The following is a 16524-nucleotide window of genomic DNA, read 5'->3' as shown; positions in this document are numbered from 1 at the left end:
CCGGGAACGTTCGGGGAGGGCTCAGCCCAGGAAGCCGCGCAGCAGTGAGGCGGTGCCGGTCACGTGCTGCTCCATCTCGCGGTAGGCGGCCTCGGCGTCGCCGGTGAGGATGGCGGTGAGGATCGCCCGGTGCTGCCGCTCCGAGTGCTCGATGTTGGGCTGGAGCAGCGGAATCGCGTTCAGCAGGTCGTTCAGCCGCAGCCGGGTGCTCTCGATGCTGACGTACAGCGAGGGCGATCCGGCCATCTCGGCGATGGCCAGGTGGAAGCGGGAGTCCATCAGCCGGTAGCCGGCGCTGTCGGCCCGGGCCACGTCGTCCAGCCGGGCCTGCAGGTAGTGCCGCTGCTCCCCGGTCAGTGCCCGGGCGGCGGTCAGCGCGCAGGCTCCGGGCTCCAGCACCTGGCGGTAGCGCAGCGCGTCGTCGATGTCCTCGCCCAGGTCGGCGGCGATCCGGCGGAGGTCGCCCTGCCCGGGCTCGGCGGGCTGGTAGGTGACGAAGGTGCCGCCGTAGCGGCCCCGGCGTGACTCGACGTACCCGGCCTGCTGGAGCGCCCGGATCGCCTCGCGCAGGGTGACCCGGCTGACGCCGAGCCGGGTCGCCAGTTCGCGCTCCGGGGGCAGGCTGTCGCCGTGGGCGACCAGGCCCAGCTTGATGGCGTGCAGCAGCCGCTCGACCGTCTCCTCGAAGGCGTTGCCGGTCCGCACCGGGCGGAAGACCGCCTCGCTGACCAGGTCACGCCGCTCCAGGTCACCGCCCAGTGCGATCTGTTGCCCCATCGTCGTCCCTCCCTGGGCATGGGCGCCCAGCCTAACCCCAATGGACTGGACAAAGCTCCATTGGGGCCACGGCCGGACGGTCCTACAACGGGGTCACGTACGCGGCCGAGATGCCGCCGTCGACCAGGAAGGTGTTGGCGGTCATGAACGAGGAGTCGTCGCTGGCCAGGAAGGCGACGGCGGCGGCGATCTCGTCCGGCTCGGCGAACCGGCCCATCGGGATGTGCACCAGGCGGCGGGCGGCCCGCTCCGGGTCCTTGGCGAACAGCTCCTGTAGCAGCGGGGTGTTGACCGGCCCCGGGCACAGCGCGTTGACCCGGATCCCCTCGCGCCCGAACTGGACGCCGAGTTCCCGGGACATCGACAGCACCCCGCCCTTGGAGGCGCTGTAGGAGATCTGCGAGGTGGCCGCGCCCATCAGCGCCACGAACGAGGCGGTGTTGATGATCGAGCCCTTGCCCTGCCGCTGCATGTGCGGGATGGCGTACTTGCAGCACAGGTAGACGCTGGTGAGGTTCACCTCCTGCACCCGGCGCCAGGCGTCCAGGCCGGTGGTCAGGATCGAGTCGTCCTCCGGCGGGGAGATCCCGGCGTTGTTGAAGGCGATGTCCAGGCGGCCGAACTCGGCGACCGCGGTCTCGTACATGCCCCGGACCGCGTCCTCGTCGGTGACGTCGGCCTGCACGAACAGGCCGTCCACCTCGTCCGCGGCCCGCTTGCCGGAGACCTGGTCCAGGTCCACGCAGACGACCTTGGCCCCCTCGGACGCCAGGCGCCGGGCGCTGGCGAGGCCGATGCCGCTGCCGGCTCCGGTGATGACGGCGACGCGGCCGTCCAGTCGGTTGCTCATGGTGTGCTATCCCTCCGTGGAGATGAAGACGTTCTTGGTCTCGGTGAACGAGTCGAGCGCGTCCGGGCCGAGTTCCCGGCCGAGGCCCGACTGCTTGAAGCCGCCGAAGGGCGTGGAGTAGCGCACCGAGGAGTGCGAGTTGACCGACAGGTTGCCGGACTCGACAGCGCGGGCGACCCGCAGCGCGCGGCCCAGGTCGCGGGTCCAGATGGAGCCGGACAGGCCGTAATCGGTGTCGTTGGCGATGCGCACCGCGTCGGCCTCGTCCGTGAACGGGACGACGGTGACCACCGGGCCGAAGATCTCCTCGGTGAACGCCGGGTCCTGGTGCGATCCCGGCAGCAGCACCGTGGGCGGGAACCAGAACCCCGGCCCCTCCGGGACGCTGCCGCGGAAGGCCACGTCGGCCCCCTCGGGCACGTAGCCGGCCACCCGGGTCCGGTGCGCGGCGGAGATCAGCGGCCCCATCGCGGTGTCCTCCAGCGCCGGGTCGCCGACCCGTACCGCCGCCACCGCGGTCTCGAACCGGGCCATGAACGCGTCGAACACCGAGCTCTGGACCAGGATCCGGGACCGCGCGCAGCAGTCCTGCCCGGCGTTGTCGAAGACCGCCCCGGGCGCGCTGGCCGCCGCCGCCTCCAGGTCGGAGTCGGCGAAGACGATGTTGGCGCTCTTGCCGCCGAGTTCCAGCGTGATCGGCTTGACCTGGGCCGCGCAGGCGGCCATCAGCTGCTTGCCGACGGCCGTGGAACCGGTGAAGACGACCTTGCGGACGTCCGGATGGGTGGCGAAGCGCGCCCCGACCAGCGGACCGTGGCCCGGCAGCACCTGGAACACCCCCGGCGGGATCCCGGCCTCCAGCGCCAGTTCGGCCAGCCGCAGCGCGGTCAGCGGGGTGAGCTCGGCGGGCTTGAGCACCACCGTGTTCCCGGCCGCGAGCGCCGGGGCCAGGCCCCAGGCGGCGATCGGCAGCGGGAAGTTCCACGGCACGATCACCCCGACCACGCCCAGCGGCTCCTTGAAGGTGACGTCGATCCCGCCCTGGACCGGGATCTGCCGACCCATGTTGCGCTCGGGCGCGGCGGCGTAGTACTCGATCACGTCGCGCGCGTTGCCCGCCTCCCAGCGGGCGTTGCCGATGGTGTGGCCCGCGTTGGCCACCTCCAGCCGGGCCAGCCGCTCGCGGTCGGCGTCGACCGCGGCGGCGAAGGCCCGCAGCAGCCGCGCCCGGTCGGCGGGCGCCACCCGGCGCCAGTCCTGGTAGGCGGCCCGGGCCCGGGCGATGGCGGCGTCGGTGGCGGCCAGATCCGCCATCGCCACGGTCTCGATGACTTTCTCCGTCGCCGGATTGACCACGTCGTAGGGCGGTGCCGTACTGGCGGGGGCAGCGGGCAGGGGTTCGGTCATGGGTGGGGTGTTCCCTTTCGGCTCGCGGTGGCGGGTGGGTCGGTGGCGGGTGGCGGGTGGGTCGGTGGCGGGTGGGTCGGTGGCGGGTGGGTCAGGTGGGTTCTCCGGCGGCCGGTGCCGGGGCCCTGGTGGTCCGGGCCTGGGCCACCAGGGCCCCGAACAGGCGGGGGTCGCCCGGGTCGGTCTCCGGGTGCCACTGGACGCCGAGGACGAAGCGGCGGTCGGGGAGCTCGATCGCCTCCACCGTCTCGTCCTCGCTCCACGCCGTCGGCCGCAGCCCGGCACCGAGTTCGGCGACCGCCTGGTGGTGGTAGCAGCGCACGCCGACCGAGTCGCCGACGATGCCGCCGAGCAGGCTGCCCGGCCGGACCCGCGCGGTCAGCTCGCCGAAGACCGCGCGGGCGGGCTGGTGGCTGGCGTCGCCCACCCGGTCCGGCAGGTGCTGCACCAGCCGTCCGCCGAGGGCGACGTTCAGCAGTTGCATCCCCCGGCACACCCCGAGCACCGGCAGGTCGCGCCCGAGCGCGGCCCGCAGCAGCTCCAACTCCCAGCTGTCGCGGGCGGTGTGCGGCTGGTCGGTACGCGGGTCGGCCGTCGCCCGGTAGCGCGCCGGGTCGACGTCGGGGCCGCCCGCGACGACCAGTCCGTCGAGCCTGGCCACCAGGTCCTCGGCGCCGTCCGGCTGCGGCGGCAGCAGCACGGCGGTGGCCCCGGCGGTGGTGACCGCGGCGACGTAGGTGTGCGGGAGCAGCGCGGCGCGCTGCCGCCACACCCCCCAGGACGCCTCGTCCAGGTAGCTGGTGATCCCGATCAGCGGGCGGGTGCCGGTCATCACAGCCGCTCGAATCCGCGGCGCCGCTCCCAGTCGGTCACCGCCGCGTCGAAGGCCGCCAGTTCGATCCGCCCGGCGTTGGTGTAGTGGTCGACCACGTCCTTGCCGAAGGCCCGCTCGGCGACCGCGCTACGGGCGAAGGCGTCCACCGCGTCACGCAGGTTGGCGGGCACCCGGGGGGCGTCGGAGGCGTAGGCGTTGCCGGTGAACTCCGGTTCCAGCGGCAGCTCCTGCTCCAGGCCGTGCAGCCCGGCGGCGATCAGCGCGGCCACCGCGAGGTAGGGGTTGACGTCGCCGCCGGGCACCCGGTTCTCGAAGCGGAGCGAGGCCCCGTGGCCGACCACCCGCAGCGCGCAGGTCCGGTTGTCCCGGCCCCAGGCGATGGCGGTGGGCGCGAAGCTGCCGGGGACGTACCGCTTGTAGGCGTTCACGGTCGGGGCGAGCAGCAGCGAGAAGTCCGCCAGGCAGGCCAGTTGCCCGGCCAGGAAGTGCTCCATCAGCGGGGAGAAGCCGTGCGGGCCCTCCCCCGCCATGGCCGGGCGGCCGTCGTCGTCGCGCAGGCTCAGGTGGATGTGGCAGGAGTTGCCCTCGTGCTCGTCGTACTTGGCCATGAAGGTCAGGCTCACCCCCTCCTGCGCGGCGATCTCCTTGGCCCCGGTCTTGTAGACCGAGTGGTCGTCGCAGGCGGCCAGCGCCTCGTTGTACTTGAAGGCGATCTCGTGCTGGCCCAGGTTGCACTCGCCCTTGGCCGACTCGACGGTCAGCCCGGCCCCGCTCATCGAGTTGCGCAGCCGGCGCAGCAGCGGCTCGACCCGCCCGGTGCCCAGGATCGAGTAGTCCACGTTGTACTGGTTGACCGGTACCAGCTTCTGGTAGTTCCGCTCCCACGCCTGCTCGTAGCTGTCGCGGAAGACGATGAACTCCAACTCGGTCCCGGCGTAGGCGTGCAGGCCGTGCGCGGCCAGCCGCTCCTGCTGGCGGCGCAGGATCTGCCGGGGCGAGACCGCGACCGCCTCGCCGTGGTGGTCCAGGACGTCGCACTGGACCATGGCCGTGCCCGGGTGCCAGGGGACCATCCGCAGCGTGGACAGGTCTGGTCGCAGCACCAGGTCGCCGTAGCCGGTCTCCCAGGAGGACAGCTCGTAGCCGTCCACGGTGTTCATGTCGGTGTCGACGGCCAGCAGGTAGCCGCAGGCCTCGGCGGCGTGCGGGACGACGTCGCTGAGGAAGAAGTCGGCCGCCAGGCGCTTGCCCTGGAGGCGTCCCTGCATGTCGGTCATCGCCAGCACGACGGTGTCCACGCTGCCGTCGGCGACCAGGGCCTCAAGTCGGGCCAGGGTCAGCCGTCCGGGGTTGCTCATGGGTTCTCCAGTTCTCGCTCGATCTCGGCAAGTTCCTCGGGGTGCCCTGGACCTTGGGGCCGGTGAACCAGCGGCGGGCGGAGACCAGCCACCACACCCCGGCGAAGCCGAGGACCGCCAGCACCGCCACCGGTGTGTAGTTGAACGAGGTCGCCGTGATCGGGCTGACGGTGGGCAGCATGAACAGCACCGAGATCACCGCCGTCCAGCCGACGGCGATGACGCCCACCAGTCTGCTCCAGCGTCCCAGGTGCCACGGGCCGCGCTCGAACGCCTCGCCCTGGCGCAGCCGCAGCAGCACCGGGATGGCGTAGGCGATGTACAGGCCGATCACCGACACGGAGGTGACGGCGGCGTAGGCGGTGGCGTTCCACAGGTCGGGTACGCCGAGCAGGAACGCGCCACCGGCGGCCAGCCAGACGGCGTTGGTGGGGGTGCGGGTGCGTCCGTTGATCCGGTGCCACAGCTTCGAGCCCGGCAGCGCGCCGTCGCGGGAGAAGGCGTAGATCATCCGGGAGTTGGCGGTGACCGAGGCCATGCCGCAGAAGAACTGCGCGCCGATCACGATCAGCAGCAGGAACTTGGCGCCGGTGTTGCCGATCGCGTCGATGAAGATCTGCGCGGGCGGGACGCCGGTGGCGCTGTTGAGCTCGCCGCTGTAGTTCTGGATGGCGAAGGTCAGGCCGAGCAGCAGCACCCAGCCCGCGCCGAGCGAGACCAGGATCGACATCACGATGCCGCGCGGTCCGGAGCGGGCCGCGTCCTGGGTCTCCTCGGTCATGTGCGCCGAGGCGTCGTAGCCGGTGAAGGTGTACTGGGCCAGCAGCAGGCCGAGCAGCGCGACGTAGAAGGGGTGCGCGAAGCCGGTCTTGTTGACGAAGTGGGTGAACACGAAGGAGGCGGAGGCGTGGTGCGAGGGCACCGCCACCAGGACACCGACGATGATCAGCACCCCGAGCAGGTGCCACCAGACGCTGACGTTGTTGAACACCGCGACCAGCCGCACGCCCAGGGTGTTCAGCAGGCCGTGGGCGACCAGGATCACCGCGAAGACCATGATGGTGTGGCCGGGCGTGGCGGAGAAGCCGAACTGCATCTCCAGCAGGGCGTTGGTGAAGAAGGCGGCGCCGAAGTCCACTCCGGCGGTGACCGCCACCTGACCCATGAAGTTGAACCAGCCGGTGAACCAGCTCCACGCCGGTCCGTTGCTGGGGGCGAGCCGGGCGGCCCAGTAGTAGAGCCCGCCCGCGGTCGGGTAGCTGGAGCAGACCTCGGCCATCGCCAGTCCGACGAACAGGGTCATCGCGCCGACGACCGGCCAGCCCCAGGTGATCTCGGCCGGGCCGCCGGTGCTCATCCCGAAGCCGTAGAGGGTCAGGCAGCCGGAGAGGACGGAGATGATCGAGAAGGACACCGCGAAGTTGGAGAAGCCGGACATCGACCGGGCCAACTCCTGGGTGTAGCCCAGTTCGTGGAGTCGCTGCTCGTCGGCCGACCGGACCTGGTCGGCGGCCGGGGGTCTCGCTTCACTCCGCGGCGGCGGCACGGGGGCCGCTGCGTCTTCGGGCATGAACGCCACGCTCCTTGCTTCGTGTGTGGGGGACACAGGTGCGGTGCAGCAGAATTCAATGGGCTATGGCCAGACCATTAGCTGGATGTGGTCAATCTGGCACTCCGCCGCGCTACGGTCAAGACCCAACTCGGGACCCGGTCCAGGCCCGGCCCAGGCCCACCACCGAACCCGCCCTCGGCGCTCACAGGGGGGTACTTCATGCTCACTTGTGCTTGGATCAACCTTGTTTCAATCAATATTCTTCGCCACGGGCTCTTGTTGGGCGGCTTTGGGTGCATCTAGGGTCGACCGCATGAGCATCGCCACACGTGCCACGGCCGCGTACCGGCTGACGCAGCAGCAACGCGGACACCTGTCCCCCGAGGACGGCGTCGCGGCCGACACCGCCCGGGTCGTCGGCCAACTGGCGTCCCTGCTCGGCGTCGACCCGCGCCTGGTGCGCCCGGAGCGGGCCCGCGACCGCCGCTCGCTGCCGCTGGAACCGCTGATCCTGCACGTCGTCGACCCGGACGAGGCACCGCTCGGCTACACCTTCAGCTACCTCGACCCGTCCTACGACGACGAGTCGTTCTTCCTGCTCGACCCCTGCCCGCTGTGCGCGGCGGCCGTGCCGCTGGCCGAGATCCGCGGCCTGGCCGACCTGGGCGCGTACCTGGCGACCGGCCCGGAGCCGCTGCCCGCCGACGGCGGGATGCCGCCGGACAGCTACCCGGACGCCTTCGACGAGCACCCCGCGCACACGCCGAGCTGCCCGTACCGCGAGACCCGGCAGGTCGGACTGATGCGCCGGGGCCAGTGCCTGGAGGCGCTGGTCCTCGACCGCGAGCGGGGGCCGCGCGAGTCCGGCGAGCGCGCGCCCGGGGCCCGGGTCGAGGTGCCGCTGGAGCAGCGGCTGCCCTGGCACAGCGGCTCCGCGCTGCTGCTCCCCTCCCGCGCCTGAGGTCGAGCCGGGGCCAGGCCGGAGGTGACGCGGGAGGTGACGCGGGAGGTGACGCGGGTTGTGACGCGGGTTGTGACGCGGGTTGTGTGATCTCGCTCGCACACCTCAACAGGTATGCAGCCTTGCAGGCCGAGATCGCCTGCCTCTACGCTGACCTGGTCCCGGCCGCCGTTGGGATGGTGCTGCCTCAGCGAAGCCGGTGGGAATCCGGCACTGTCCCGCAACGGTGAAGCCCCCTCGGGGGACGAGTCCGGTCGCCTGTCGCCGCATCCACGGAACCCCGCCTCGCCGGAAGATCGGGTCCAGTCCAGGCCGCCACGGCCGGTCCAGGCCCGCACTGCCCGCGAGCATCCCGAGGAGGATGCCCAGTGTCAGCCCTGACCGCCAGGTACCGCGCCGTCGCCAACGCCCTGCATCCAGCCGAATGGGCCAGACTCGGGATCATGGCCCTGGTCATCCTGGCTCTCAACGGCTTCGGCTGGGGAATCTTCATCTTCACCGTGCTCCCCCACCACTTCCACTACCAGAAACTCGGTGTCGGCCTGGGTGTCGCCTTCACCGCCTGGACCCTGGGCGCGCGGCACGCCTTCGACGCCGACCACATCTCGGCGATCGACAACGTCACCCGCAAACTCATGGCCGAGAAGAAGCGCCCCCTGGGCACCGGCTTCTTCTTCGCCCTGGGCCACTCCACCATCGTGGTCGTCGTCGGCGTCGGCATCACCATCGCCGCCAAGGCCGTCTTCGGCGCCGTGGTCGACCCCAACTCGACCTACGAGACCCTCGGCGGCATGCTCGGCACCCTCACCTCCGCCGGCTTCCTCTACCTCATCGCGCTGCTCAACCTCATCGTCCTCGCCGGAATCGCCAAGGTCTTCCGCGACATGCGCCGCGGCACCTTCGACGAGGCCGAACTCGAACGCCAACTCCAGGCCCGCGGACTGATGTGGCGCTTCTTCGGACGCTTCATGCGCTCCATCAACCACACCTACCAGATGTTCTTCGTCGGCCTGATCTTCGGCATCGGCTTCGACACCGCCACCGAGGTCGTCCTGCTCGCCGCCACCGCCTACGCGGCCACCTCCGGACTCCCCTTCTACGCCGTGCTGACGCTGCCCCTGCTGTTCTCCGGCGGCATGACCCTCTTCGACACCCTCGACGGCTGCTTCATGAACTTCGCCTACGGCTGGGCCTTCGCCAAGCCCGTCCGCAAGGTCTACTACAACCTCGTGATCACCGGCCTGTCCATCGCCGCCGCCTTCCTCATCGGCACCATCGAGGTCCTCGGCGTGCTCACCAGTGAGCTCCACCTCAGCGGCGGCTTCTGGGACTTCATGGCCGACTTCAACATCAACGAAGCCGGCTTCGCCATCGCCGTCCTCTTCGCCGCCACCTGGCTCGTCGCCTACTGCTTCTGGCACTTCGGCAACGTCGAACAGCGCTGGCAGCAGAGCCTGGACTCCACCCCGACCGCCACCGAGACGGCCACCGAGCAGCCCAGCGGCGCGATGTGACGCTCCGTCAATCCGCGACCGGGGCGAGCTGGGCCAGGAACGCCTCCGGGGTGACCGCGTAGCCCATCGGGTTGAGCACCGTGATCGGGCTGCCGTCGTAGAACACCGTCGGCGTCCCCTGCACCCCGCTGCTCTCGAAGGCCGCCGAGACCTTCCGGGCCCAGGGCAGGTGGACGCCGTCGGTGACCTTGCGGTCGAACTCCGGACCGCGCAGGTCCGGCACCTCCCCGGCGAGGCGCAGCAGCGTGCCCGGGTCGGCGAAGGCGTCGTCCTCCTCGCGCGGCTGTTCGGCGTACAGCACCCGCAGGTAGTGCAGGTACGTCCGGTCGCCCTCGTCGGCGGCCGCGCCGAGGGCGGCGAGGGCGCGCAGCGATCCGCTGCCCCCGGCCATGTCGTCGATGAAGGTGGCGAAGTGGTGGTGCAGGGCCAGTCGGCCCGCGTCCGCCACCTGCTGCATGACCGCGCCGAGGCCGTTCTCCAGGCGCTTGCAGTACGGGCAGCGCAGGTCCGCGTAGACGGTGAGCAGATGCCCGGAGTCCGGCGGCCCGTAACGCAGGACGGTGCCCTCGGGGCCGGTGGTGTTCGCAGGGGTCATGCGCCCAGGCTGCGGGACGCGCCGGGGCCCCGCAACGCGAGCCGGAGCGTGCCCTGGCGATGCCCGCCGCTGCTCCGTTCGGGTGCGCCCGGTAGTGGTCCGGTCGGCGGACGGTCCCGGCGAGCCGGGTACCGGGGCGGGCGGGGACGGGCAGACTGGCCGGGTGGACTCCCTCAGCAGGCGGGGCCTGATCGCCGGTGCGCTGGCGGGCGCCCTGGGCACGGCCGGGTGCGCCTCCGGCCACGCCGCCCCGGCCCCGGCCACCCCGGCCCCGGCCACCCCGTCCACGTCCGCCTCCGAGACCGCCTCGGCCTCCGGGACCGCCCCGGCGGCGCTGCCGCAGTTCGCGCCGTGGCAGCCGAGCAGCAACGACATCGACCCGCAGGTCAAGCTGCGGGCGGTGCGGCTGATCGAGGCGCTGGGCAGCTGGCCGACCGGGCAGCGGGGCCTGGCCGCCGCGCGCGGGCGGGTGGCGGCGCTGGGTCTCGACCCGGCGCTGGCCGCCCAGGCCGGACCGCTGCTGCCGGACGCGCCCGCCGCCTCGCTGGAGGTGCTGGAGGCGCAGTACGGCGGGATCCTCAGCGACTCCGCCAGCGTGCTGGTGGTCTGCCGCCAGTGGACCCGCGGCCCGCGGGGGCTGGTCGTGCCCGGCGGGACCACCGTGGACGTCCGGCTGTCGCAGGCGCGGCCGCGGTGGACGGTGACCGCGCTGCACCCGGCGCGGCCGGGCCCCGCCGCCGGGTCACTGCCGACGGCGGCGCAGCGGGTGCTGGCCTCGTCGGCGATCACCCTGCCGCCCGCCGCCGAGGCGGACGTGCGCAGCGGCAACGTCCACCAGAGCGCCCTGGAGGCGCTGTTGACGCTGACCGGCGGCTACCGGATGGAGCTGAGCGTGGTCCGCTCGGGGCATCCGCTCGACGTGTTCGGCACGGACCGGCCGAGCGACCACCCGAAGGGCCGGGCCTTCGACGTGTGGCGGATCGACGGCCACCAGGTGGTGGACCCGGCGACCCCGAGGTCCCTGGTGGAGGGGTTCATGCGGGCCGCTGCCGCCGCCGGGTCCTACAACGTGGGCGGCCCCTGGCCGCTCGGCGGCGGCGCGCCGGACCAGTTCTTCTCCGACAACACGCACCACGACCACGTGCACGCCGGTTTCGACAGCTGACGCCCGAGCCGAGCGGCAGGGTCAGCGCGGGCCCATCCGCAGCGCGCCGTCCAGCCGGATGGTCTCGCCGTTGAGGTAGTCCTGCTCGACGACGCTGGTCACCAGCCGGGCGTACTCGCTCGGCTGGGCGAGCCGCTGCGGGAAGGGCACGCCCGCGCCGAGCCCGGCCCGGACCTCCTCGCTGAAGCCCGCCATCATCGGGGTGTCCACGATGCCGGGGGCGATGGTGACCACCCGGATGCCGTGCTTGGCCAGGTCACGGGCGGCGGTGATGGTCATCCCGGCGACCCCGGCCTTGGACGCGGCGTAGGCGATCTGGCCGATCTGGCCCTCGAAGGCGGCGATCGAGGCGGTGTTGACGATGACGCCGCGCTGGCCCCCGGCCTCCGGCTGATGGCGGGCGATGGCCTCGGCGGCCAGCCGCATCACGTTGAAGGTGCCGAGCAGGTTGACGTTCAGCACGGCGCGGAACAGGTCCAGGTCGTGCGGTCCGCCGCGGCCCAGGATCCGGGCCGAGGGGGCGATCCCGGCGCAGTTGACGGCGAGCCGCAGCTCCGCGCCGTCGTCGTCGATCCGGGCCAGCGCCGCGCGGACCGGGTCCTCCTCGGTGACGTCGGCGGCCAGCAGGACGACCCCGTCGGGCTGCTCCCCGGCGGCGGCGACGGCCTTGTCCAGGTCCAGCCCGTACACCGTGGCGCCGCGCGCGGCCAGGGCGGCGGCGGTGGCGGCGCCCAGGCCGGAGGCGGCGCCGGTGACCAGTGCGGCGGATCCGGCGATGTCCATGGATGGCTCCTTGTGGCAGTGAACTCGTGGGGGGTACGGGGGCGGGTCAGCGGGCGAACTGGCGGCTGATGACCAGGCGTTGGATCTGGTTGGTGCCCTCGAAGATCTGGGTGATCTTGGCATCGCGCATGTACCGCTCGACCGGGAAGTCCCGGGTGTAACCGTATCCGCCGAGGACCTGCACGGCGTCGGTGGTGACCTTCATGGCGGCGTCGGAGGCGACCAGTTTGGCCACGCTGGCGTGGCGGCTGAAGGGCATTCCGGCGTCGCGGCGGCGGGCGGCGTCGAGGTAGGTGGCCCGGGCCGAGTCGACCGCGGCGGCCATGTCGGCCAGCAGGAAGCCCAGGCCCTGGTGGTCGAGGATGCGGCGGCCGAAGGTGGTCCGCTGGTTGGCGTAGTCGACGGCGGCGTCCAGCGCGGCCTGCGCTATGCCGGTGGCGCAGGCGGCGATCCCGAGGCGGCCGGAGTCCAGCGCGCTGAAGGCGATCTGCAGGCCCTGGCCCTCGTCCCCGATCAGCCGGTCGGCGTCGATCACCGCGCCGTCCCAGTAGGCGGAGGTGGTGGGGACCGCGCGCAGGCCCATCTTCCGCTCGGGGGCGCCGAAGGACAGCCCCTCGGCCGCGCCGGGCGCGACGAAGCAGGAGATCCCGTGGCTGCCGGGGGCGGTCCGGGCGAACAGCGCGTAGAAGTCGGCCTTGCCGCCGTGGGTGATCCAGGCCTTGGTGCCGTTGATCCGGTAGCCCGCGTCGGTGCGCTCGGCCTTGCAGGACAGCGCGGCGGCGTCGGATCCGGCCTGCGGCTCGGACAGGCTGTAGCCGCCGATCAGCTCCCCGGCGAGCATCCGCGGCAGCCAGTGCTGCCGCTGCCGCTCGGTGCCGTAGGCGTACAGCGGATGGCAGGCCAGGGTGTGCACGCTGACGGCCACGGCGACCGCCGCCCAGCGCGCGGCCAGTTCCTCCAGCACCTGGAGGTAGACCTCGTACGGCTGGCCGCCGCCGCCCAACTCCTCGGGATAGGCCAGGCCGAGCAGTCCGGCCCGGCCCAGGGTGGTGAACAGGCCCTCGGGGTAGCTCTCGGCCTCTTCGTGCTGCTCGACCCGGGGGGCGAGCTCCTTGTCGGCGATCTCCCTGGTGAGGGCGATCAGGTCCGCCGCCTCGGGGGTGGGCAGCAGGCGGTCCACAGCCATGACGGCTCCAAACGGTACTGAATCGGGTACGTCAGTACCGGATACAGTAGCGCAAACGATGCTGGGATACTGGTCGAGTGACCCAGACACCGGCCCTCCTCGGCCCGAACCAGACCGGACGCGGTGCCGCCCGCCGGTTCGAGCTGTTCGAGGAGCTGGTGGCGCTGCTGATCAGCGAGGGATTCGCCGGATTCACCCTGGACGACCTGGCGGCCCGGCTGCGCTGCTCCAAGCGCACCCTCTACGGGCTGGCGGGCAGCAAGGAGCAGCTGGTCCGGGCCGCGGTGGTGCACTTCTTCCGGCGGGCGACCACCCGGGTGGAGTCGGCGGTGGCGGTGGAGTCCTCCCCGGCCCGGCGGCTGACCGTCTACCTGCGCGCGGTCTCGGCGGAGCTCGCGCCGGTCTCGCCGCGGTTCTTCGACGACGTGGCGGCGTTCGGGCCGGCCGCCGAGGTGTACGAGCGCAACACCCGGGCGGCGGCCGGGCGGGTGCAGCAGCTGATCGAGGAGGGCGTGGCCGGGGGCGACTTCCGCGAGGTGCACGTGGCCTTCGCGGCCGAGGTGATCACTTCGGTGATGGTGCGGATCCAGCAGCGGCAGGTGGCCGGGTCCACCGGGCTGGCGGACGCCGAGGCGTACGAGCAGCTGGCGGAACTGCTGCTGCACGGCCTGACCCGCTGACCCGTCCCGCTTCGGCCCGGCTCAGCGGGCGGTGCTCGGCGCGCCCCGGTCCGGCGTCGCACCCCGGTCCGGCGGCGGGGATCCGGCCGAACCGGTCGGCGTCGAACCGGTCGGCGGAGGCGCGGTCGGTGTCGGCGCGGTCGGTACCCGGCCGGTGACCGGCGGGGTGGGGCGGGTCTCGGCGGCGCGGTCGATCCGCCGCAGCGCGGGCAGCATCGCCAGTCCGAGCAGCACCGTCGGCACACCGCCGACGACCAGCGAGGAGCGGCTGCCGAACTCCTGCGCGGCCCAGCCGACCAGCGGCCCGCCGACGACCGTGGTACCGCCCCAGGCCAGCGCCCACAGCGCCATCACCCGGCCGCGCATCGCCGGTTCGGCGGCGAGCTGCAGGGCGGTCTTGGACAGCGAGTTGAAGCTGATGCTGCCGTAGCCGACGAAGAGCAGCGCCACCAGCTCCCAGGCCAGGTCCGGCGCGAGGGCCGCCGCCAGGATGGCGACGCCCCAGCCGACGGCGGCGAAGGCCAGGTTCCCGGCCCGTCGCCGGTTCCCCCGGGCGGCGGTGACCAGTCCGCCGGTGACCGCGCCCACCGCCATCACCGCCGCCATCAGGCCGTAGGTCCCGGCCCCGCCGTGGAAGGCGCCCCGGGCCACCAGCGGCAGCGTGATCGGGAACTCGTAGGCCAGGGTCCCGGTGACGGTCAGCATCACCAGCGGCAGCAGCAGCGCGGGGGTCCGCCCGGCGTACCGCAGTCCGGCGCGGACCTGGCCCTTCTCCCGCGGCGGCCGGGCCACCGGGGTCAGTTCGGACGCGCGCATCATCGCCAGGCTGGCCAGCACGGCCAGGAACGACACCGCGTTCAGCGCGAAGCAGGCGGTCAGGCCGACGGCGGCGACCAGCGCGCCGCCGACCGCCGCACCGAGCACCCGGGCCAGGTTCACCGACACCGAGTTCAGCGTGACCGCGTTGGCCAGCCGGTCGCGCGGCACGAGCTCGCCGATCAGGCTCTGCCGGGCCGGGTTGTCGAAGACCGTGAGCACCCCGAGCGCGAGCGAGAGACCGACCACGGTCGCGACGTCGGCCCGGCCCAGGGCGGAGAGCACCGCGAACGCCACCGCGACCAGCGCCGAGGCGGACTGGGTGAGGTACAGCAGTCGGCGCTTGTCGTAGCGGTCGGCGACCAGCCCGCCGAACGGGCCGAGCAGCACCAGCGGCAGGTAGCGGGCGGCGGTGGTCACGCCCAGGTCGGCGCCGCTGCCGGTGAGCCGCAGCACCAGGAAGGCCAGCGCCAGCGTCTGCATCCAGGTACCGGCGACCGAGATCGAGTAACCCCAGAAGTACAGCCGGTAGTTGCGCACCGACAGCGAGGACAGGGCCCGGGCCAGCGGCCCGGCGTCGGGTATCGCGCCCGTGGTCGCCCCGGCGGTCATCCGGGCTCCCCGGGGGCGGTCTGCTCGAACTCGGCCAGGCGCTGCATCAGCGCGCCCGCCGCCAGCAGCAGCCGCTGCTCGTCCTGGTCCAGCAGCGCGGCGGTGGCCCGCCCGAGCCAGGTGTCCCGCTCGCCCCGGACGTCGGCCAGCAGCGCCCGGCCGGGCTCGGTGACGAACACCAGCACCCGGCGCGCGTCGGCCTCGTCCCGGCGGCGGCGGAGGTAGCCGGCGGCCTCCAGTTCGCGCAGCGCGGCGGCGACGTTGGAGCTGGTCATCCGCAGCTCCTGGGCGACCTGGCCGGGCTGCGACCCCTCGGGCAGCCGCACCAGCGCGGCCAGCACCTGCAGGGCCGTCCGGGTGATCCCCTGCACCGGCAGCGCCTCCTGCCGCAGCCGCTGCTGGAGCAGCTTCATCTGCGTCCGGAACCCGCGCACCTCGTCGTCGTCCATAACACCTATGCTACATAGCTATCCCACATAGGAAAATACCTGGACGATTCCGGAATCGCGACATGCTGCCGCAGCACGCGGTTAACGAGCCGCGGGCAGGATCATGCTCAGCAGCCGCGACAAGGAGCAGAAGACGATGACAGTCCAGGAGATCGACCGGGTGGAGTTCGTCCAGCAGTGGGAGGAGTGGTACCGCGAACACGACCGGCAGTTCGCCGCCCCGCACGGCTTCCTCGCGGTGACCAGCCTGCGCTGGCTGGACGCCGAGCCGACCCGCTTCGAGGACGCCCCCGGGGCCTGGTCCAGCACCGCCGAGGGCGTGGTGGTCGAGCTGGACGAGGGCGAGGAGCTGACCGTGGACGGCGTCGCCGTGCACGGACGGCACAGCTTCGGCGTGCTCGGCGAGCGCGTCAGCGTGCACGCCGGATCCGGCGCGGCGGTGATCGAGGTCGCCAAGCGCGGCGGCCACGACATCCTGCGCCCGCGCCACCCGGACAACCCGCTGCGCACCGGCTTCACCAGCACCCCCAGCTACCAGCCGGACCCGCGCTGGGTCCGCACCGGCCGCTACCTGCCCTACCCGGAGCCGCGCCCGGTGACCGTGGGTGCGGCGGTCGAGGGCCTTCAGCACGTCTACGACTCCCCCGGTCAGGTCGAGTTCGAACTCGACGGCGCGGTCCACCGGTTGACCGCGTTCAACGGCCGGGAGCCCGGCAGCCTGCAACTGCTGTTCACCGACGCCACCTCCGGGGTGACCACCTACGCCGCCAACCGCACCATCGCCGTGCCCGCTCCGGACGAGCAGGGCGCGGTGGTGATCGACTTCAACCGGGCGGGCAACCTCCCCTGCGCCTACACCGACCTCGCCACCTGCCCGCTGCCGCCGGCCGAGAACCGGCTGCCGTTCGCGGTCGAGGCGGGGGTGAAGATCCCGACGGAGCGGCAGCACTGACGGTCCGGCACCCCGCCGTCGGTGCCCATGGT

The 16524-nt window shown here is 72.6% G+C and carries 16 protein-coding genes and 1 riboswitch; of the genes, 5 read left to right on the top strand and 11 right to left on the bottom strand.

Annotated features, from left to right (window positions below):
• Positions 1–21: 21 nt before the first annotated feature.
• From GXP74_RS15900 to GXP74_RS15875, 6 genes are all read right to left on the bottom strand, one after another.
• Positions 22–777, bottom strand: coding sequence for a FadR/GntR family transcriptional regulator (locus tag GXP74_RS15900; protein WP_182452126.1), 756 nt, complete (start codon positions 775–777; stop codon positions 22–24).
• An 82-nt stretch (positions 778–859) separates the two neighbouring features.
• Entirely contained in the window at positions 860–1627 is a 768-nt protein-coding gene (locus tag GXP74_RS15895; protein WP_182452125.1) for a 3-oxoacyl-ACP reductase, read from the bottom strand.
• A 6-nt stretch (positions 1628–1633) separates the two neighbouring features.
• Positions 1634–3034 (bottom strand): aldehyde dehydrogenase, encoded by a 1401-nt coding sequence (locus GXP74_RS15890; protein ID WP_182452124.1) that lies wholly within the window; start codon positions 3032–3034, stop codon positions 1634–1636.
• A gap of 91 nt (positions 3035–3125) precedes the next feature.
• Positions 3126–3866 carry a gamma-glutamyl-gamma-aminobutyrate hydrolase family protein gene (locus tag GXP74_RS15885; protein WP_182452123.1) on the bottom strand — a complete coding sequence of 247 codons (741 nt, stop codon included), beginning with the start codon at positions 3864–3866 and terminating at the stop codon, positions 3126–3128.
• Positions 3866–5227: a glutamine synthetase family protein gene (locus GXP74_RS15880; RefSeq protein ID WP_182452122.1), complete on the bottom strand. Its 1362-nt coding sequence runs from the start codon at positions 5225–5227 to the stop codon at positions 3866–3868. The genes GXP74_RS15885 and GXP74_RS15880 overlap by 1 nt, the downstream gene beginning before the upstream one ends.
• A complete protein-coding gene (locus tag GXP74_RS15875; protein WP_182452121.1) occupies positions 5190–6797 on the bottom strand; it encodes an amino acid permease in 1608 nt (535 codons plus the stop codon). Before GXP74_RS15875 ends, GXP74_RS15880 begins: the two co-directional genes overlap by 38 nt.
• Positions 6798–7092: 295 nt before the next feature.
• Between GXP74_RS15875 and GXP74_RS15870 the strand changes: the two genes are divergently transcribed.
• Positions 7093–7740: a hypothetical protein gene (locus tag GXP74_RS15870; RefSeq protein ID WP_182452120.1), complete on the top strand. Its 648-nt coding sequence runs from the start codon at positions 7093–7095 to the stop codon at positions 7738–7740.
• Between the two features lie 160 nt (positions 7741–7900).
• A riboswitch (cobalamin riboswitch) is annotated at positions 7901–8014 on the top strand.
• A 94-nt stretch (positions 8015–8108) separates the two neighbouring features.
• Positions 8109–9254 (top strand): HoxN/HupN/NixA family nickel/cobalt transporter, encoded by a 1146-nt coding sequence (locus tag GXP74_RS15865; protein ID WP_225447971.1) that lies wholly within the window; start codon positions 8109–8111, stop codon positions 9252–9254.
• 7 nt (positions 9255–9261) lie between these two features.
• Here the strand turns inward: GXP74_RS15865 and GXP74_RS15860 are convergent, their stop codons facing one another.
• A complete protein-coding gene (locus tag GXP74_RS15860; RefSeq protein ID WP_182452119.1) occupies positions 9262–9849 on the bottom strand; it encodes a thioredoxin domain-containing protein in 588 nt (195 codons plus the stop codon).
• A gap of 163 nt (positions 9850–10012) precedes the next feature.
• Here GXP74_RS15860 and GXP74_RS15855 point away from each other — a divergent pair, with 163 nt between their 5' ends.
• Positions 10013–11014, top strand: a complete 1002-nt coding sequence (locus tag GXP74_RS15855; protein WP_225447970.1) for a hypothetical protein — start codon at positions 10013–10015, stop codon at positions 11012–11014.
• Positions 11015–11035: 21 nt separating this feature from the next.
• Here the strand turns inward: GXP74_RS15855 and GXP74_RS15850 are convergent, their stop codons facing one another.
• Together GXP74_RS15850 and GXP74_RS15845 are read right to left on the bottom strand one after the other, a co-directional pair.
• Positions 11036–11797 (bottom strand): SDR family NAD(P)-dependent oxidoreductase, encoded by a 762-nt coding sequence (locus GXP74_RS15850; RefSeq protein WP_182452118.1) that lies wholly within the window; start codon positions 11795–11797, stop codon positions 11036–11038.
• A gap of 46 nt (positions 11798–11843) precedes the next feature.
• Positions 11844–12983: an acyl-CoA dehydrogenase family protein gene (locus tag GXP74_RS15845; RefSeq protein ID WP_182452117.1), complete on the bottom strand. Its 1140-nt coding sequence runs from the start codon at positions 12981–12983 to the stop codon at positions 11844–11846.
• A 77-nt stretch (positions 12984–13060) separates the two neighbouring features.
• Here GXP74_RS15845 and GXP74_RS15840 point away from each other — a divergent pair, with 77 nt between their 5' ends.
• Positions 13061–13663: a TetR/AcrR family transcriptional regulator gene (locus tag GXP74_RS15840; protein WP_182452116.1), complete on the top strand. Its 603-nt coding sequence runs from the start codon at positions 13061–13063 to the stop codon at positions 13661–13663.
• Positions 13664–13684: 21 nt separating this feature from the next.
• Here the strand turns inward: GXP74_RS15840 and GXP74_RS15835 are convergent, their stop codons facing one another.
• Together GXP74_RS15835 and GXP74_RS15830 are read right to left on the bottom strand one after the other, a co-directional pair.
• Positions 13685–15091, bottom strand: coding sequence for an MFS transporter (locus GXP74_RS15835; protein WP_182452115.1), 1407 nt, complete (start codon positions 15089–15091; stop codon positions 13685–13687).
• Positions 15088–15540, bottom strand: a complete 453-nt coding sequence (locus GXP74_RS15830; protein WP_182452114.1) for a MarR family winged helix-turn-helix transcriptional regulator — start codon at positions 15538–15540, stop codon at positions 15088–15090. Before GXP74_RS15830 ends, GXP74_RS15835 begins: the two co-directional genes overlap by 4 nt.
• Before the next feature lie 136 nt (positions 15541–15676).
• Between GXP74_RS15830 and GXP74_RS15825 the strand changes: the two genes are divergently transcribed.
• On the top strand, positions 15677–16492 hold the full coding sequence (locus GXP74_RS15825; RefSeq protein ID WP_182452113.1) for a DUF1684 domain-containing protein: 816 nt from the start codon (positions 15677–15679) through the stop codon (positions 16490–16492).
• Positions 16493–16524: the final 32 nt, after the last annotated feature.

The sequence above is a fragment of the Streptacidiphilus sp. P02-A3a genome (assembly GCF_014084105.1).
GTDB lineage: Bacteria > Actinomycetota > Actinomycetes > Streptomycetales > Streptomycetaceae > Streptacidiphilus.
This window is presented reverse-complemented; position numbering and strand designations above follow the sequence as displayed.